Origin of the sequence: Dinghuibacter silviterrae, assembly GCF_004366355.1 — a bacterium.
GTDB lineage: Bacteria > Bacteroidota > Bacteroidia > Chitinophagales > Chitinophagaceae > Dinghuibacter > Dinghuibacter silviterrae.
The window spans coordinates 2,219,468-2,237,667 of record NZ_SODV01000001.1; the positions used below are offsets into that span (position 1 = coordinate 2,219,468).

Genomic DNA, 18,200 nt, shown 5'->3' on the forward strand with positions numbered 1-18,200 from the left:
ATGAATAAAAAATTCCTCTCCATACCTGCGCTGGCCGTTGCCCTGCTGCTCGGTTCCTGCGCCAAGAAACTGGACATCGTGCCCCAGGGTTCTCCCACCCTGACGGGTTTCTGGAAAACCCAGGCCGACGCCGAAGCCGCAGACAACGCGATGTATGCTTCCTTCGGTAACTCCAACGGCAACGCCGATGAATTCTACGGACGCGGCTATTTCTGGTTTATCAACGCCAGCGACGACATGGTCACCGGCCGTAACAATTCCCAGGCGAACAACGTCAAAAACTTCAACCCGGTTTTTAACGGCTGGGGCAACACCGAAGTACAGTGGGACCAACGGTACGCCGTCATCAAAAAGGCCAATGACATCATCAACAACCTCCCGGGGATCGACATGGATACCGCGGAAAAACGCCGGATCATCGGGGAGGCCTATTTCATGAGCGGGTTGATGTACTTCCAGCTCGTGTCCAACTACGGCAACGACAAGGCAGGGGTCCCCATCGCGGACCGCGCGAACCCCTCCGACCCGAACCCTATTCCGAGGGCTGCCAATGCCATGGCCAACTATACCTACCTGGTATCCGACCTGAAACAAGCCGCGGTCCTGTTGCCTTTTTTCAGCACCTATATCCCGGACATGTACGGTCACGCCCACAAGACCGCGGCCTGGGCCTTCCTCGCCAAGGCGTACCTCTATATGAAAGACTATGCCGATGCGGAACTATATGCCGATTCCGTGATCAGCAGCGGACAGCATGCGCTGCTCGCCAATTTCGCCGACGTCTTCAAGATCGCCAACAACTGGAGCAGCGAGTACATCTGGTCCGCCGTCTCTACCGCCCAAAACGGCGGTTGGGGCAGCATCCTTCCCGGCTGTATGCTGGAGAACAAGGGCTGGGGCATCTATAACGGCTGGGGCTATTACACGCCCACCCAGGAGCTCTACAACGCCTACAGCGCCCAGGATACCCGCCTCGCGGCGACCATCCTCAAACCCGGGGACAAGTTTGTCTTCTGGGGGGACACGATGATCTACCACTCCGTAAACAGCGAGTCGGGCTACCAGTTCAACAAGTACATGGAACCCTTCTCCTACGCCGGCGGCATCCACGTCAGCTCCAACGGCAATGAACCCACCACGGACCTCAACGTGCCCCTGCTCCGTTACGCCGAAGTACTTTTAATCGACGCCGAAGCCAAGCTCATGCAAGGGAAAAGCGGGGACGTTTCCATCAACCTGATCCGCCAGCGCGCCGGTTTGGCGCCCATCACCGGGGCCACCATGACCGAGCTCAAGCTCGAACGCCGCCTTGAACTGGCCGGGGAATGGGCCGACCGTCACCGCGACCTCGTCCGCTGGGGCGATGCCCAGGCGACTTACGCACTGCCGCTCCATGGAGCGGACGGTACGGTCTGCTGGCCCGCGCGGACTTTCGATCCTACGGTGGATGATGTGTGGCCGGTGCCGCAGACAGACATTGATAACTCGCACGGCGTTATTACGCAGAATCCGGGGTGGTAAGCGCCGCGCGTTACTCGAACACGATCGTCTTATTCCCCGAGATGAACACCCTATCCTCGAACACGAGCTGTAGCGCCCGCGCCAGAACCGAGGTCTCGATTTCCTTACCGGCGCGGACCATATCGATGGGGGTGAACGTGTGGTTGACCGGGATGATTTGCTGGGCGATGATGGGCCCCTCGTCGAGATCGTTGGTGACGAAATGGGCCGTGGCCCCGATCAGCTTCACCCCTCGTTCGAATGCCTGACGATAGGGGCTGGCGCCCACGAAAGCGGGTAAGAAAGAATGGTGGATGTTGATCACCCGGTGCGGATAACGCTCCACAAAGGCGGGTGAGAGGATGCGCATGAATTTGGCTAGTACGATATAATCGAAATCATAATCCTCCAGCACGGACAGAAGGGCGGCCTCAAAGGCCGCCTTTTCTTTGCCCTCGTGTGAGACCATGCGGAAGGGGATGGAAAAGCGATGGCAGATGTCCCCCAGAAAAGCGTGATTGCCGATGACGCATTGCACGGTGGCGCTGAGGGTTCCGAAGTGGTTCCTCAGGAGGATGTCCCCCAGGCAGTGGTATTCTTTGGTAACGAGGACGGCTACCTTTTTCAGGGGCTCGGGATTGACGTGGATCGTGGCACCCCCGGGAAGGACCAGGCGGAGCTCCTCACTGAGAAGCGGCGTCGCATCGCCCTCCACCACGAGGCGGGCGAAGAATAACCCCCTTTCCGCATCCACATTTTCGCGGATCGATACGATATTGAGGCCATGCCCCGCCAGTACCGCGGAGATGGCTGCCACCAGGCCCACCTGGTCCTTGCATTGAATGACGACTACCATGCTGTAATATATGTACTAAATTGCAGGCCTTGAGGAGGAGGCTGAAAATATGGACGTTGGCAATGGCCCTGGCGCCGGCTGCCGCGATGGCGGCGCCCGGCGACTCCGCCCTCATCGCCCAATGCCTCCACCGCCTCGCAGTTCAGCAGCTCCGCAAGGACAGCTTCTACTATGCGGGCATGTTCCGTACGTACCGCACCTGGGCGGCAAGCCCCGGAACCTTACGGGAAGACAACGCCATTTTTTACACCGGTCTGATCGTTTTTACCCTCCGGCAGCTCGAACCCTTGTTAACAGAGGGAGAACGCGCGGTATGCGACAGCATCGTAACGCGGGCACTGAAGGCGTATCCTTATTTCCGGAATGCGAACGGCCGGCCGACCTTTAATTTCTGGCCCACGGATCACCCGGTGTTTTTTCCAAATGCGACCGTGCTAAGCCGGTTCCGCCGTTCCAAACAGATCACAGACGACCTGGACGATACGAGCATCCTTTGGCTGGGGGCGGGTATCCCGGACAGCACTGCCCGCCGGTTGCAGGTCTTGATGGACGCGCATGCGGCGGGGCCCGGGCACCGCGCCAACAGCACCTACCGCGCGGTCCGGGACCTTCCGGCCTATAGCGCCTGGTTTGGCATTAGGACGCCGATCGAATTGGACGCGGGGGTGGTGGCCAACGTATTGTATTTCCTGCGGGACCGCGGGTTGACGCCGGATGCGCACGATTCGGCTTCGGTACGCTTTCTGGCGTATGTAGTGCAAAAAAGAAAATATTGGACCGACCCCGCCTTTGCCTCCACCTATTATCCCCGGACGCCGGTTTTATTGTATCACCTGGCGCGTTTTATGGGCCGGTTCCCGGACCTCGATGCCTACCGCGGGCAGGTGAAGGCAGACCTGCGCGAGGCGATGGCCGGTGCAAAAGATGGAATGGACAGAGTCATCCTGGGGACGTCTTTGTTGCGGCTGGGGGATACCGCCGGGCTGCGGGCACTGTCCCCGCGGCTGGGCGTGGCGCACGGCGTGGGCGCAAGACCCGATGATGGCGCAAGCCCCGACGCGCTGTCGCCGGAGGACGACCCGTTTTTGTTTTACATCGCGAATATTGCCTCCCTTTTCCCCAATCCCATACGGCGTATGGCGTTGCACAACCCGCTTTTTATCTACCATTTCTACTCGCCGGCGTACAACGATGCGCTGTTGCTGGAGTACCTGGTGTTGCGGCGGGCGGCCGCCACGGGCGGATAGGCGCTACGCGCCGGCGGCGCCGATTTGTATCGACGTCATCGACACCGACCCCATGACCGTCCGGTCGTTGAAGAATTCAACGGGTTCGTTGGAACCGCGCAGACCAAGTACATACAGCAATGGAAGGTAGTGCTCCGGAGTGGGGATGGCCAGCCTGGCCTCGGGTCCCAGCCGCTCGTAGTGCGCCAGCGCGGCGGCGTCTCCCTCGCGGATCAGCGTGCTGAAGCGCTCCTGGGCGGTGGCGGCCCAGTCGTAGGCGCCCTCGGGCTGGTGCCAGTTCATCATGCGAAGGTTGTGGACCATGTTGCCGCTGCCGATGATCAGGATGCCTTTCCGGCGAAGGGAGGCGAGTTCCCGGCCGAGCTCGTAGTGGCGCCCGGGGGTTTGGGTGTGGTCTATGCTGAGTTGGAGAACGGGGATGTTGGCGTCGGGGTACATGTGGCGGGTGATGGTCCAGGTCCCGTGGTCCAGGCCCCAGTCGTGGTCGAGGAGCGGACCAGCCGAGGACAGGAGACCGGCGGTTTCGCCCGCCAGTGCCGGGTCGCCCGGAGCGGGGTACTCCACCGCCGAAAGGGCGGGTGGGAATCCGTAAAAATCGTGGATGGTCGGAGGGGCTTCCATGGCAGTGATCCGGGTGCCCCGGGTAAACCAGTGGGCGGAAACGCACAAGACAGCTTTAGGGGTGGGGATTTCCTTGCCTTTTTCGGCCCAGCGCCGGCTGAACGCGTTGTCTTCTATGCCATTCATGGGGGAGCCATGGCCGACGAAGAGCGCCGGCATCAAAACATCAGTGTCCTCCAGGCGGCCGGTAAATGACCGGAATTCGGAAAGCGTATTCATTTCATAAAGGTACGCCGACGGGGAAAATGTTTATTTTGCGCTCTCCTATGCCTATACACAAACGATCTGCCGCCTTGGGGTTCATATTCGTGACCTTGCTGATCGACACCATCGGGTTCGGCCTGGTCATCCCTATTTTCCCCAAACTCATCCAGGAACTGAAACACTGTGACCTGAGTAAAGCCTCCCAATATGCGGGGTGGCTGTTCTTCCTTTATGCGGCGATCCAGTTCGTGTTCGCCCCCGTGTTGGGGAACCTGAGCGACCACTTCGGACGCAGGCCCATTCTCCTGTTTTCCCTGTTGGGTTTTGGATTGGACTATACCTTCCAGGGCTTTGCACCTACGTTGGGCTGGCTTTTCGTGGGCCGCGCGATCGCGGGCATCACCGGGGCGAGCTTTACCACCGCCTCGGCGTATATCGCCGACATCAGCACCCCTGAAAACAGGGCCCAGAACTTTGGGTTGATCGGGGTGGCCTTCGGCGTTGGGTTTATCCTCGGACCGGCCATCGGCGGCTTGCTGAGCGGTTGGGGGTTGCGGGTGCCTTTTTTCGTGGCCGCCGGTTTTAGCCTGCTCAATACGGTGTTTGGCTTTTTTATCCTTCCGGAGTCCCTTCCGAAGGGAAAGCGCCGGCCTTTCGACATAGCCAGGGCGAACCCGTTGGGCTCCGTGTTGAGCCTTGGCAGATACCCGTCACTCTGGGGCCTTTTCGGTTCGCTCGTATTTCTTTACCTGGCGGCCTATTCGGTCCAGTCGACCTGGCCATACTTCAATATGGAAAAGTTCCAATGGACGAGCAAACAAGTCGGCTATTCGCTTACCGTCGTGGGGATCGTCACGGCCGTTGTCCAGGGTTTGCTGATCCGCAAGACCATCCCCCTGCTGGGCCCCCAAAAGAGCATATACACCGGGTTATTCCTTTATACAACCGGGCTCGTGTTGTTCGCTTTTGCCCCCCAGGGGTGGATGATGTACATATTCCTGATCCCTTATTGCCTGGGGGGGATCGCCGGACCCGCCCTGCAAAGTACCCTCTCCGGGCACGTGCCGGCGGATGAGCAGGGGGAGCTACAGGGGATGATCACCAGTATCATGAGCTTGTCGGCTGTCTTCGGTCCTATTATGATGACCGGGCTTTTTGCCTATTTTACCCGGCCGCACGGATTCCTGTACTTCCCGGGCGCCCCGTTTTTGGCAGGCGCCATTTTCATGTTGTGCAGTATTGTCATCGCCTACCTGACTCTCCGGGGGGAACCTGCCGGGACGACGCCCGCCCAAAAGCCCGCTTGACGCTTGGAAATCCTCGTCCATCAGGGGCTTAGACAATAGCCTGACATTTTTTCATCCCCCCCCGCCTTGGCATAATTAATGATGCCTGTATTGGAAATTTCTGACTAAAGCATCATTACTATATGGGTAAGATTATCGGTATTGACCTAGGGACAACCAACAGTTGCGTTGCCGTCATGGAAGGCAACGAGCCGGTGGTCATCGCAAATGACGAAGGCCGCCGTACCACCCCCTCCGTGGTGGCATTTTTAAAGAACGGAGAACGGAAGGTGGGCGACCCGGCCAAACGCCAGGCGATCACCAACCCCGTGAACACCATTATGTCCGTAAAGCGCTTCATGGGACGGAAGTACAATGAAGTGGTGGAAGAAATCAAACACGTCAGCTACAAGGTCGTCCAGGGGGACAACAACACTGTCCGCATCGACATCGACGGCCGTCTTTATACGCCTCAGGAAATCTCCGCGATGATCCTGCAGAAGATGAAAAAAACCGCGGAAGACTACCTGGGCCAGGAAGTATCCGAGGCCGTGATCACGGTACCGGCGTACTTCAACGACGCCCAGCGTCAGGCAACGAAAGAAGCCGGTGAAATCGCCGGGCTGAACGTCCGCCGGATCATCAACGAACCGACAGCGGCCGCCCTGGCCTATGGCCTGGACAAAAAGCACCAGGATATGAAGATCGCGGTCTTCGACCTGGGGGGTGGTACGTTCGATATTTCCATCCTGGACCTCGGCGAAGGCGTATTTGAAGTAAAATCCACCAACGGGGATACCCACCTGGGCGGGGACGACTTCGACAAGGTGATCATGGACTGGCTGGCCGACCAATTCAAGGCTGACGAAGCCGTTGACTTGCGCAAGGACCCTATGGCCTGGCAGCGTCTGAAGGAAGCCGCCGAAAAGGCAAAGGTGGAACTGTCCTCCTCTTCCGAAACGGAAATCAACCTGCCGTACATCACGGCGGTCGACGGGGTGCCCAAGCACCTGGTCAAAAAGCTGACCCGGGCTAAGTTCGAACAACTCTCCGACACGCTGTTCGAGCGTTGCCTGAAACCTTGCGAACAAGCCCTCAAGGACGCCGGGTACACCGCTGCACAGGTCGACGAAGTCATCCTGGTCGGTGGGTCCACGCGTATCCCGCGGGTACAGGAACTCGTTGAAAAATTCTTTGGCAAGAAACCCAATAAGGGGGTCAACCCGGACGAAGTGGTCGCCGTAGGCGCCGCTATACAGGGGGGTGTCCTCACCGGGGAAGTCAAGGACGTACTGCTTCTGGACGTAACCCCGCTCAGCCTGGGTATCGAAACCATGGGCGGTGTGATGACGACCCTCATTTCTTCCAATACGACCATCCCGACGAAGAAATCGGAAACCTTCTCTACGGCCTCCGACAACCAGCCGGGTGTACAGATCCACGTGCTCCAGGGTGAACGTTCCCTGGCCCGCGACAACAAGAGCCTGGGTACCTTTAACCTGGACGGCATTCCGCCGGCACCCCGGGGTGTACCCCAGATCGAAGTCACCTTTGACATCGACGCCAACGGCATCCTGCACGTCAGCGCGAAGGACAAGGGTACCGGCAAGGAACAAAAGATCCGCATCGAAGCCGGTAGCGGTCTGAGCAAGGAAGAAGTGGAAAAAATGAAGGCCGAAGCCAAGGCCAACGAAGCCACCGACAAGGCGGCCAAGGAAAAGATCGAAAAGATCAACCAGGCCGACAGCCTGATTTTCCAGACCGAAAAGCAACTGAAGGAATTCGGGGACAAGATCCCGGCCGACAAAAAGGCCCCGATCGAAAACGCCCTGAACCGCCTGAAGGAAGCCCACAAGTCTCAGGACGTCGCGTCCATCGACAAGGCCGTGGAAGACATGAACAACGCCTGGACGGCTGCCTCGGAGGAAATCTACAAGGCTAGCCAGGGTGGTGCCCAGGCCGGTGGTCCGGAAACCGGTGGCGCGCAGCATGAAAGTGCGGCCGGCGGTGCCCAGGGCGACCAGGTGACGGACGCGGAATATGAAGAAGTTAAGTAAGCGTATACCTCTCTATAAAAAGAACTGCCCCAAAAGTATCCGACTTTTTGGGGCAGTTCTTTTTTTTGCCTAGCAATAACCATTTCCCGGCGACCATCCACCGCAGGACAGTATGCAAACACCATATCCGGAAGGACCGCTGCATGTCCCTTCGCAGAAATGACTGTTTTGGGGACTGACCCCAAAGCATTTTCCGCCCGGATTGCTGTACCCGCCCTGAATTTTTTTTAGCTCTATCTTTGAAAGAGCCTCGGCATTGATCTTTTTCATTTGTTTCATGACTAAACGATTTTGGTTGGTTAATGTATTTCCAAATTAATCATCGGATGCTGATCATAAAATACCGGGAACGGGGATTCATAATTTGGTAATGAGTGCACGAAAAAAGCCGTCTTGATAAGACGGCTTTTAGTGGGGCGGCAGCGCGAAAAAGACGCGGAGCTCCTAAATTATATCGACTGCTTTCACAAAGAAGTAGCAGACAAACGGCAGAAGATAGACATTGGTAAACCCGACTTCCATGGCCAGGTAAATGTACAGGGGGACGCTCAGGAGGAACAGGATCCACCAGATGAGCGTGGATTTTTTAGTGTTGGATTCCATCGTATTTCCGGTTTTATCGGCACGAAGATACAGGTTTTCCTTATTTTTCCGCTTTAAAAAGACCCGGTGCTGATGATAGTGCACTTTTATATACGTTACCACACCTATTTCGGACAATCCCTTTTACTCAGCGGCAACCACCCCCTCTTAGGGGAAGACGACCTCTCCAGGGCGCTTCCCATGACCTACCTCAACGAACAATTCTGGCATGCCTCGATCGAGGTCAAGAGCGTGGACGAACCGCTGCGGTATAAGTATATCCTGCGTACCGAGGACGGTTTGCTGACGGAAGAGTGGGGGAATGACCGGGTGGTGGACCATGAATCCAGGCCGGTCGGCGAGATCAGGCTGATCGATACCTGGAATTTTGCCGGGGAATACGAGAACGTTTTTTATACCCTTCCCTTCCAGCAAACCCTATTGCTGGAGACCAAGGGCGCCAGCCGGAAGATCAAATGGCCGGAGGAATACACCCATGAATTCCGGGTCAAGGCGCCGCTCCTGGCGAAGGGCGAGGTGCTTTGCCTGGTGGGAAGTACCCCGGGGGCGGGGGCCTGGTCCACGGAGGACCCCATGCTGGGCAAACGGGAAAACAATTGGTGGGTCTTCCGGCTCGACCTGTCGGGGGATACGTTCCCGCTGGCCTATAAATATGGAGTATATGATATAGATAAGGGCGTCTTTGTCCGGTTCGAGGGCGGGGATAACCGGATTTTGTTCGAAGCGAGCGGGCACGACAAGATCAAGATTATGCACGATGGCTTTGCGCGTTTGCCCAACAATACGTGGAGGGGCGCGGGAGTGACCATCCCGGTCTTCAGCCTCCGGAGCGAACAAAGCTTCGGGGTGGGGGAGTTTACGGACATTGCCCTGCTGGTGGACTGGGCCAGGACGATGGGGATGAAGCTAATCCAGCTCCTGCCCGTCAACGATACCAGCGCCACGGGAACCTGGGTTGATTCTTATCCTTATGCGGCCATTTCGGCTTTTGCCTTGCACCCGATTTACCTGAATGTGGGCAAAGTGGCGGGTAAAGAGCACGCGGGGCTGCTCAAAAATTATAAGAAAAAACAAAAGGAACTGAACGCCCAGCCGGAGCTGGACTACGAGGCGGTGCTGGCGTGTAAGCGCACGATCGCCCGTAAGGTCTATGAACGGGTGGGGACTTCCTTTGAGGAACACCCGGACTACCAGCGGTATTTTGAAAAGAACCGGCACTGGCTGGTGCCTTACGCGGCCTTTTGTACGCTCCGGGACGTGTATGGAACCACCGATTTTAACCGGTGGAAGGAACACGCCCATTATAATGAGGCGGCGATCGACCGCTTTGTCGAACCGGGACAGCCGCAGTATGTCGAGGTGGCTTTTTATTATTTTCTACAATACCACCTGCACCTGCAACTGACCGAGGCGGTTCACTATGCCCACCAGCAAGGGATCATCCTCAAGGGGGACATCCCCATCGGCATTTACCGGTATAGCTGTGACGCATGGCTGGCCCCCCGGTTGTATACTATGACCATGCAGGCCGGGGCGCCCCCCGACGCTTTTGCTACCAGGGGGCAGAATTGGGGTTTCCCGACATACAACTGGCAGCGAATGCACGCCGACGGTTATGAGTGGTGGAAAAGCCGGTTCGAGCAAATGAGCCATTACTTTGATGCCTTTCGCATCGACCATATCCTGGGCTTTTTCCGCATCTGGAGTATCCCGATGAACGCGGTGGAAGGGATATTGGGGCGATTTGTCCCGGCGCTGCCCGTGACAGCAGACGAATTCAGAGACCTTTCGTTTCAACCGTCACGCTATACCAAGCCTTATATCACGGAGGACGTCCTTTGGGATATGTTTGGCTCGAACAAAGACCACTTCCACGAGTTCCTCCGCCCGGACGGGGCGGACGGGTTATACGAACTGAGACCCGAATTCTCCACCCAGCGCCTGGTGGAACGCCACTTTGCGGACGTGATCGCCAGCGAAAGCACGGTCTTTCTCCGGCAGGGCTTGTATGACCTGATCTCGAACGTGATCCTTTTTGAAGAGGAAGGGAGCGGGGGAACGAAGTTCCATTTCCGCTTTGGCATGGACCAAACGTCCAGCTTCCGGCACCTGGACGAAGCCACCCGTCAGGTGGTCTACGATCTTTACCTGGATTATTACTTCCGCCGCCAGGACGACTTCTGGGCCAGGGAAGCCCTTGAGCGTCTTCCCGCCCTGAAGCGGGCGACGAACATGCTCGTCTGCGGGGAAGACCTGGGGCTGGTGCCCCATTGTGTCCCGGAAGTCATGCGCCAGCTGGGCATCCTTAGCCTGGAGGTACAACGCATGCCCAAAGTATTGGGAGCGGAGTTTTTCCATCCCGGCCAGGCGCCCTACCTCTCGGTCGTGACGCCCTCGACCCATGATATGAGCACCATCCGGGGTTGGTGGGAGGAAGACCGGGCGCGTACCCAGCGTTTTTATAACGCCATGCTGGGGTTGCCGGGAGAGGCGCCGTTCTTTTGTGAACCGGACATCAACCGGATGATCGTCGACCAGCACCTGAACAGCCCCGCCATGTGGAGCATCTTCCAACTCCAGGACCTCTTAGGCTCCGACGGCGCCCTCCGGAAGGAAAACCCGCAATCGGAGCGCATCAACATACCCGCCAACCCGAAACACTACTGGCGGTACCGGGTACACCTGACCCTGGAGCAACTGTTATCCGAAACGGCATTCAACGAGGCACTCCGGGCCAGCATCCACCGGGCGGGGAGGGTATAGACATGAAGGTACGCACCGCCGTCTCCAACCTACCCTTCCGTTATCCCTTCACGATCTCCAAGGGAACCAAGACCCATCAGCCCTCCCTCCTCATCGAGCTCGAAGGCCTCCGGCAATACGGATACGGGGAAGCCCCGGCCATCAGTTATTACAACGTGACGACGGAAAAAATGCTCGCGGTCTTGTCCGTCAAACGCGCCTTTGTCGAAAAGTTTGCCTTTACGGACCCGGAGCGGTACTGGCACTATCTTCATCACCTCCTTCCCGCGGATCCTTTCCTGGTCTGTGCCCTTGACATCGCGGCCTGGGACCTCTACGGGAAGCTCAAGCGGGCACCCCTTCAGCGGTTGTGGGGGCTCGACCCCTCTCGTTCGCCGGTGACCGATTATACGATCGGGATCGATACCGTCGAGCGGATGGTCGGGAAGTTACGCGCCCATCCGTGGCCGATTTACAAGATCAAGCTCGGCGGCGCCAGCGCCGGGGCATCGGTGGCCGCTACGGCACCTGTCCCGGACGGTGCGCATGGTCTGGGCATGCCCGACGACCTCGCCATCGTCCGCGCCCTGCGGGCGCACACCGATGCACCTTTTCGCGTGGATGCCAACGCGGCCTGGTCGCTCGAAGAGGCGCAACAAAAAATCCCCGTTTTAAAAGACCTCGGTGTCGAACTGGTGGAGCAACCGCTGGCGCGCGACGACTGGGACGGCATGAAGCGATTGTTTGCCACTTCGCCCCTGCCTTTGTTTGCCGACGAAAGCTGCGTCTTCGAATCCGACGTCGACAAGTGCGCCGGCTTTTTCCACGGGATCAATATCAAGCTTACCAAGTGCAGCGGTCTCACGCCCGCCCGGCGCATGATCACCCGCGCCCGGGAGCTCGGCTTGCGGGTCATGGGGGGAAGCATGAACGAAACGTCCATCGGGACCGCCGCGCTGGCGGCCCTTGGCCCGCTGCTTGATTATGCGGACTTCGACGGGCCGTTGCTGCTCGAAGGTGATGTCGCCACCGGGTTGACGTATGTCGATGGGCGGGTGATGCCTTCGGGGGAGCCGGGGTTGGGGGTACGGGTGCAACAAGCGTTATTTTCATGATAAAGTTCCTGTTATCCATTGGTTTCTGTTTGCAAGGCCTCGCCAACGCTCAAACGTATTCCCTTCAATCCCTCGACGGCGCAAAAGTGCAGATCGAACTGACGTATAAACGGTCCTTGAGGATTTCCTGTGCCGGGAACACGATACACGTGGCGGACTTTTGGGCACTGGACACCGTGGAAATTTTGAATAACCGGTTTTTGCAGATTTCCTACGCGAAGAGAGCGGGCTCGAACGAGGGTCTGAGGTATCTTTTATTATTGTGTGTACATCATAACAAATTGATCCAGGCGATGCACATCCGGTCGTTTTCTGAATACGATCTGCGGCCCCATACGTATCAGCTGTTTCAGGTGAAAACCCATTTATCCGGGTCCGGCGGGCTGCGGCTTGATATTCACAATGAAAACCGGTCGCCCGGGAAACCCAGCACCCATGACAACAGACAACTTACGCTACGATTCGACCCCGGGCTGGATGTATTTTACAGCGGGCATGAGAAAACCGGCGTGCCGGTCATTACCATTGGAGCTGCCAGGTATTATTATCGAAACGGAGAATGGGATGAAGAATAGATTTATTGAAATGTTTCGATATTTTCCTATCTTTGTCCCGTAAACGATACGCTGTGATTGACGCGAAGCAAATAGAAAAGATCTCGAAGGCGCTGGGCGACGCGAACCGGATTGCGATCCTGCAACAATTCCGGAAGAAAAAGGACTGCGTGTACTGTGCGGATTTGAACGACCTCCTGGACCTGACCCAGCCGTCGGTGTCGCACCACCTGAAGCTGCTGGTGGATGCGGGTTTGTTGATACCGGAGAAGGAGGGCCGGAACCTGAAATACCTCTTAAACCAGGAAGTGCTCGACGAATACATCAGAGGGCTAAAAGAATTGGGAAGCTGATTTTTTTTCCTAAAAATATAGAAACATTTGAATATTTAAATCTATGAAAAGATCAATCTACGTAATGGCCGTGGGTGCCTTTGGCATCATCACTACTGAATTTGGCGTCATCGGGATATTGCCCGAACTGGCGACGCGGTTCCGGATCCCCCTGGATACGGCGGGTTGGCTGATCAGCGGGTTTGCGCTGACGGTGGCCCTTTTCGGGCCATTGGCAACGAAGCTGACGGCCAGGGTCAATCGCAAGGTCATCCTGTGCTCGGTGCTGGCGGTGTTTGTCGTGTCGAACGGGTTGTCGGCTTTGGCGCCGAATTTCACGGTGCTGATGATCGCGCGGATCCTGCCGGCCTTTTTACACCCGGTGTTTTGGGCGGTGTCGATGTCGGTGGCGGCCAAACAAGTGGGTCCCAAAGACGCGCCAAAAGCCCTCGCGATCATCATGGGGGGCTTGAGCGTGGCCACCGTGCTCGGGGTACCGGTCACGACTTATGCGGCGACCTTGCTGGGGTGGCAGGCCTCTTTCTTAGTGGCGGGGATCATCAACCTGGCGGCGTTCGGCGCACTGGCGGCGCTGATGCCTTCTCTACCGGTCAGGGCGGAAGCTCAAACACAGACGGGGCGGAACGTATTGGCGTCTCCCCAGCTTTGGATAAAACTGCTGACGGGTGTGATCACGGTGGCGGGTATGTTCGCGACCTACGGTTACCTGGCGGGGTACCTGGACAAAGTGACGCACATGAGCGGGGTGCAAGTGAGCGTGATGCTGCTGGTCTTCGGGGCCACGGGCATCGTGGGGAACTGGCTGACGGGGATCGCGCTGTCGAAAAACGTGCAGGCGACGTCGCGGTGGATCATGGCGTTGCTGGTGGTGACCCACGTGCTGGCGTACAGCGTCGGCGGGCTGTTTATCCCCATGGTCATCCTGTTGTCGGTCTGGGGCTTTATCCATACGGGGGGCCTTTTGATGGTGAACCTTTATGTCACCCACGACGTACCCCACGATGGATTGGAAGCGGTGAACAGCTTTCTGCCTTCGGCGTATAACGCCGGGATTACGCTGGGAACGCTGCTGGGCGGCTTTGTGATCGCCCATTACGGGGTACACCAGGTGATCTGGGCGAGTGTCCCGTTGTTGGCGCTGGCCTGGGGAATAAGCTTTAGTCCTTTTTCAGCTCCCAAACGAGCGCGCTCGCTCCAAGTATAGCCGCGTCGGCTTCCTTCAATTCGCTAAAGACCAGTTTGACTTTATTTTGGAAAATGGGGAGGAGGTTTTTCTCCATGCTCGCCTTGGTGGGTTTGAGCAGGAGGTCGCCTGCCTTGGTCAGCCCGCCGAAAAGAACGATGGCCTCCGGGGAAGAGAACATCACGAAGTTGGCCAGCGCCATCCCGAGGATCTCGCCGGTATACCGGAAGATGTCACCGGAAATGGCGTCCCCTTTCATCGCGCAATCATACACGATGCGGCTGTCGATGTCTTCCCGCGGATAGGCGCGGAGCAGGGATTCCTTGGAGGGGTCTTTGTCCAGGAACTCGTGGGCGGTACGGGTCACCCCGGTGGCTGAGGCATACGCCTCAAGGGAACCGTGGGCGCCGGTGCCGGGATGGAACCGGCCGCCGGGGATGGTGATCGTATGACCCAGTTCACCCGCAAAGCCGTCGTGTCCGTAGATGAGCTGGCCGTTGGCAACGATGCCGCTGCCCACCCCGGTGCCGAGGGTGATCATGATAAAGTCCTTCATCCCTACGGCGACGCCGTACATCATTTCCCCTACCGCGGCGGCATTCGCGTCGTTGGTAAGGGCTGTTGGGAGTCCGAATTTTTTCTCCATGAGATTCGCCAGGGGAATGATTCCCTGGAACCTCAGGTTGGGCGCATATTCTATGGTGCCGTTGTAATAGTTGCCATTGGGGGCGCCCACGCCGATACCCCGCACATTTTGTATACCACCTACGTGTTCGATCGCGGGCAACAGGGCTTCATGCAATTCCTCGATATAGGGCTCTATGGTATCGTGCTTGCGGGTCGAGATGGCACCCCTGTAACGGATGTCCCCCCGGTGATCCACCATTCCGAAAACGGTATTGGTTCCGCCGATATCGATACCGATCGCATAGTCCTTTCTAGTTTTGGCTTGCATAGCAGTTTTGGAGCTTTTATTGGCTGTCGTTTGCATGATTCAAGGACGGAAATTAAACCCTTTTTATTTACGAAGAGCTAAATCGTTTAAATTTAGTTGAGACCGATAAAAAAAAGTAAGGTATTGAAATTGTAGTTAAATTGTTATCCACATGGAAATTATACACGTTAGCGCGGAATGTTACCCGGTGGCCAAGGTGGGGGGCCTCGGGGATGTGGTGGGCGCCCTGCCCAAGTATCAGCAGCAGTTGGGACATACCGCCAAGGTGGTGCTGCCCATGTACCGAACGGCTTTTCTTTACCGCCACGACTGGGAGGTGGTCCACAAAGGGAGAACCCACCTGGGGAATTGGTGGTTCGACTATACGGTGATCAAGGAGCGGACCAACGAACTGGGTTTCGATCTTTACCTCATAGACATATATGGCCTGCTGGACCGGGAGGGGGTGTATGGATACAGTGACGACGCGGAGCGCTTTACGGCTTTCCAGGTGGCCTTCGTGGATTGGGTCTCCCAGTGGAGGCACCGTCCGGACGTGGTGCACGTACACGACCACCACACGGGGCTGATCCCCTTTTTCATGCAATACACCTACGACTACGGCCACCTCAAGGGGATCCCCACGGTCCTCACCATACACAACGCCCAGTACCAGGGATGGATGGGCTGGGACAAAGGCCACCTCCTGCCCAGGTATGATGCCTGGAAGGCCGGGTTGCTGGAATGGAAGGGGACGATCAACCCACTGGCCTGCGCCGTCCGTAGCGCCTGGAAGGTCACGACCGTCAGCCCCAGTTATATGGCCGAGCTCAAATACAATTCCAACGGCCTGGAAGCCCTGTTCGAATACGAGAAAGGGAAGTGCTCCGGTATCCTGAACGGCATCGATGCCCAGGTCTGGGACCCGGCCACAGACACCTACCTGGCCACCCACTATGACCATACCACTGTCCGGGAAGGAAAGGCCGCCCACAAAAAAGCATTGTGCAAACGATTTCAGCTGGACCCTTCCAAACCGCTTTTCATTTTTATCGGGCGCCTGGTCGGGGAAAAGGCAGCGGACCTGCTCCCCGCCGTGGTGGGAGATTGTTTCCACTATATCGGGCGGAGCATGAATTTCCTTATATTGGGCAGCGGAGACCCAAATGTAGAACGTCACCTCGCGCATGTCGAGGACATGGTGGGGAAAGACTTCCGCTTTTATAAGGGATACAATGAACAGCTCAGCCACGAGATGTATGCCGGGGCCGACTTTTTATTGATGCCCTCCCGGGTCGAGCCCTGCGGTCTGAACCAGATGTACGCCCTCCGGTACGGGACAATACCCATCGTCCGCAACACGGGAGGGCTTAGGGACACCGTGGTGGATTTTGAAGACTGGCAGGGATTTGGTGTCCGTTTTAATGACGCCAGCGTTGGAGACATCACACATGCCATTTATAGGGCTCTGAAGTTATACGGCGATCCGGAACAATTCGGGACCATCCAGGAACGGATCATGCAGATCGATCATTCCTGGGAAAGCAGTGCCCATCAATACCTGACAATCTATCCCGCCCTGTAAGACACATTAACGCTTTCAAACATTTTTAAGAAGAACTTATGTTTAACATTTCTAAGTCGGTTGTTGCCGTCATCCTGGGGGGAGGCGCGGGCACGCGTCTGTATCCGCTTACTTCGAATCGTTCCAAACCGGCGGTGCCCATTGCCGGTAAATACCGGCTCGTCGATATTCCGATCTCGAACTGTATCAACTCGGACATCAACCGCATGTTCGTCCTGACGCAGTTCAACTCCGCCTCGCTCAACAAGCACATCAAGAACACCTACCACTTCAGCGTTTTCAGCAGCGCCTTCGTGGACATCCTGGCCGCCGAACAAACGCCGGATAACCGCTCCTGGTTCCAGGGTACGGCCGACGCGGTCCGCCAATCCCTGAGACACCTCCAGCAGCACGACTTCGAGTACGTCCTGATCCTGTCCGGGGACCAGTTGTACCAGATGGATTTCGAAGAGATGCTTACCAAGCATGTCGACGACGGGGCGGACATTTCGATCGCGACCATCCCCGTGGCCGAAAGAGAGGCCCCCGAGTTCGGGATCATGAAGACAGACGGGGACCACCTGATCACCTCCTTTATCGAAAAGCCCAAAAAGGAACTGCTCCCCGAATGGGTCAGCGACACCGGTCCCGAAATGGCCGCCCAGGGCAGGCACTACCTGGCTTCCATGGGCATCTATATTTTCAACCGGAAGCTGCTTTTCGACTTGCTGTTGGAAGAAAGCCCCGACGTGACCGACTTCGGGAAGGAAGTGATTCCCGGTTCCATAGAGAAGTACAAGGTGGTGAGCTATCAATACGACGGCTACTGGACCGACATCGGACACATCTATTCTTTTTTCGAGGCCAACATCGCCCTGACCGAGGACATCCCCACCTTCAACCTCTACGACAACGTCAAGACGATCTTTAGCCGGGCACGGATGCTCCCCCCGGCGAAGATCAGCGGGACCACCCTTGAAAAAACCCTTATCTCCGACGGCTGCATCATCACGGCTTCCCGGATCGAAAGCAGCATCGTCGGCATCCGTACAAGGATCGGCCACGGCACCACCATCGTGAGCAGCTATATTATGGGGGGCGACTTCTATGAGACCATAGAAGAAATGAATCGCGCCGAGGAAAAAGGTCTCCCCAAGATCGGCATCGGTGACCGTTGTTATATCAAAAACACCATCATCGACAAGAACTGCCGGATCGGCAACGACGTCCGCATCAACGGCGGGTCCCACCTCAAGGATGTGGACCACGCCCTGTATACCATTAAGGACGGAATTGTCGTGGTGAAGAAGGGGGCGATTTTGCCGGATGGGTTTGTGATTTAAGCGGCCGGCACCTTTCGTGTACTTTTTACGCAACTTTA

The 18,200-nt window shown here is 57.1% G+C and carries 15 protein-coding genes; 11 read left to right on the forward strand and 4 right to left on the reverse strand.

Annotated elements, in window-relative coordinates; all coding sequences use genetic code 11:
* The gene (locus EDB95_RS09940; protein ID WP_133993150.1) at nt 1-1,521 is read left to right on the forward strand and encodes a RagB/SusD family nutrient uptake outer membrane protein; all 1,521 of its coding nucleotides are present in this window, start codon (nt 1-3) and stop codon (nt 1,519-1,521) included.
* 10 nt (nt 1,522-1,531) lie between these two features.
* Here the strand turns inward: EDB95_RS09940 and purU are convergent, their stop codons facing one another.
* Complete coding sequence (gene purU / locus EDB95_RS09945) at nt 1,532-2,356, reverse strand: formyltetrahydrofolate deformylase (RefSeq protein WP_211352069.1); 825 nt, start codon at nt 2,354-2,356, stop codon at nt 1,532-1,534.
* Between the two features lie 29 nt (nt 2,357-2,385).
* On the opposite strand from purU, the gene EDB95_RS09950 reads away from it, so the two are divergent.
* Nucleotides 2,386-3,603: a hypothetical protein gene (locus tag EDB95_RS09950; RefSeq protein ID WP_133993154.1), complete on the forward strand. Its 1,218-nt coding sequence runs from the start codon at nt 2,386-2,388 to the stop codon at nt 3,601-3,603.
* 3 nt (nt 3,604-3,606) lie between these two features.
* On the opposite strand, the gene ygiD is transcribed toward EDB95_RS09950, so the two are convergent.
* On the reverse strand, nt 3,607-4,443 hold the full coding sequence (gene ygiD / locus EDB95_RS09955; protein WP_133993156.1) for a 4,5-DOPA-extradiol-dioxygenase: 837 nt from the start codon (nt 4,441-4,443) through the stop codon (nt 3,607-3,609).
* A 47-nt stretch (nt 4,444-4,490) separates the two neighbouring features.
* Between ygiD and EDB95_RS09960 the strand changes: the two genes are divergently transcribed.
* Both EDB95_RS09960 and dnaK read left to right on the forward strand, forming a co-directional pair.
* Entirely contained in the window at nt 4,491-5,735 is a 1,245-nt protein-coding gene (locus tag EDB95_RS09960) for a TCR/Tet family MFS transporter (RefSeq protein WP_133993158.1), read from the forward strand.
* 122 nt (nt 5,736-5,857) lie between these two features.
* On the forward strand, nt 5,858-7,771 hold the full coding sequence (gene dnaK, locus EDB95_RS09965; protein WP_133993160.1) for a molecular chaperone DnaK: 1,914 nt from the start codon (nt 5,858-5,860) through the stop codon (nt 7,769-7,771).
* 444 nt (nt 7,772-8,215) lie between these two features.
* Here dnaK and EDB95_RS27260 read toward each other — a convergent pair whose 3' ends face one another.
* Entirely contained in the window at nt 8,216-8,374 is a 159-nt protein-coding gene (locus tag EDB95_RS27260; protein WP_162852539.1) for a hypothetical protein, read from the reverse strand.
* A 72-nt stretch (nt 8,375-8,446) separates the two neighbouring features.
* Between EDB95_RS27260 and EDB95_RS09970 the strand changes: the two genes are divergently transcribed.
* From EDB95_RS09970 to EDB95_RS09990, 5 genes are read left to right on the forward strand one after another with little or no spacing between them, the layout of a single operon-like run.
* Nucleotides 8,447-11,137, forward strand: a complete 2,691-nt coding sequence (locus tag EDB95_RS09970) for a 4-alpha-glucanotransferase (RefSeq protein WP_133993162.1) — start codon at nt 8,447-8,449, stop codon at nt 11,135-11,137.
* A 2-nt stretch (nt 11,138-11,139) separates the two neighbouring features.
* A complete protein-coding gene (locus tag EDB95_RS09975) occupies nt 11,140-12,231 on the forward strand; it encodes a dipeptide epimerase (RefSeq protein ID WP_133993164.1) in 1,092 nt (363 codons plus the stop codon).
* The gene (locus tag EDB95_RS09980; protein WP_133993166.1) at nt 12,228-12,806 is read left to right on the forward strand and encodes a hypothetical protein; all 579 of its coding nucleotides are present in this window, start codon (nt 12,228-12,230) and stop codon (nt 12,804-12,806) included. Before EDB95_RS09975 ends, EDB95_RS09980 begins: the two co-directional genes overlap by 4 nt.
* Nucleotides 12,807-12,859: 53 nt before the next feature.
* Complete coding sequence (locus EDB95_RS09985; RefSeq protein ID WP_246073578.1) at nt 12,860-13,138, forward strand: ArsR/SmtB family transcription factor; 279 nt, start codon at nt 12,860-12,862, stop codon at nt 13,136-13,138.
* A gap of 43 nt (nt 13,139-13,181) precedes the next feature.
* On the forward strand, nt 13,182-14,342 hold the full coding sequence (locus EDB95_RS09990; protein ID WP_133993168.1) for an MFS transporter: 1,161 nt from the start codon (nt 13,182-13,184) through the stop codon (nt 14,340-14,342).
* On the opposite strand, the gene EDB95_RS09995 is transcribed toward EDB95_RS09990, so the two are convergent.
* Nucleotides 14,296-15,276 carry an ROK family protein gene (locus EDB95_RS09995; protein ID WP_133993170.1) on the reverse strand — a complete coding sequence of 327 codons (981 nt, stop codon included), beginning with the start codon at nt 15,274-15,276 and terminating at the stop codon, nt 14,296-14,298. The two genes, EDB95_RS09990 and EDB95_RS09995, sit on opposite strands and share 47 nt — an antisense overlap.
* Nucleotides 15,277-15,427: 151 nt before the next feature.
* Between EDB95_RS09995 and EDB95_RS10000 the strand changes: the two genes are divergently transcribed.
* Together EDB95_RS10000 and EDB95_RS10005 are read left to right on the forward strand one after the other, a co-directional pair.
* On the forward strand, nt 15,428-16,840 hold the full coding sequence (locus EDB95_RS10000; RefSeq protein WP_133993172.1) for a glycogen synthase: 1,413 nt from the start codon (nt 15,428-15,430) through the stop codon (nt 16,838-16,840).
* A gap of 38 nt (nt 16,841-16,878) precedes the next feature.
* On the forward strand, nt 16,879-18,162 hold the full coding sequence (locus EDB95_RS10005) for a glucose-1-phosphate adenylyltransferase (RefSeq protein WP_133993174.1): 1,284 nt from the start codon (nt 16,879-16,881) through the stop codon (nt 18,160-18,162).
* Nucleotides 18,163-18,200 lie beyond the last annotated feature (38 nt).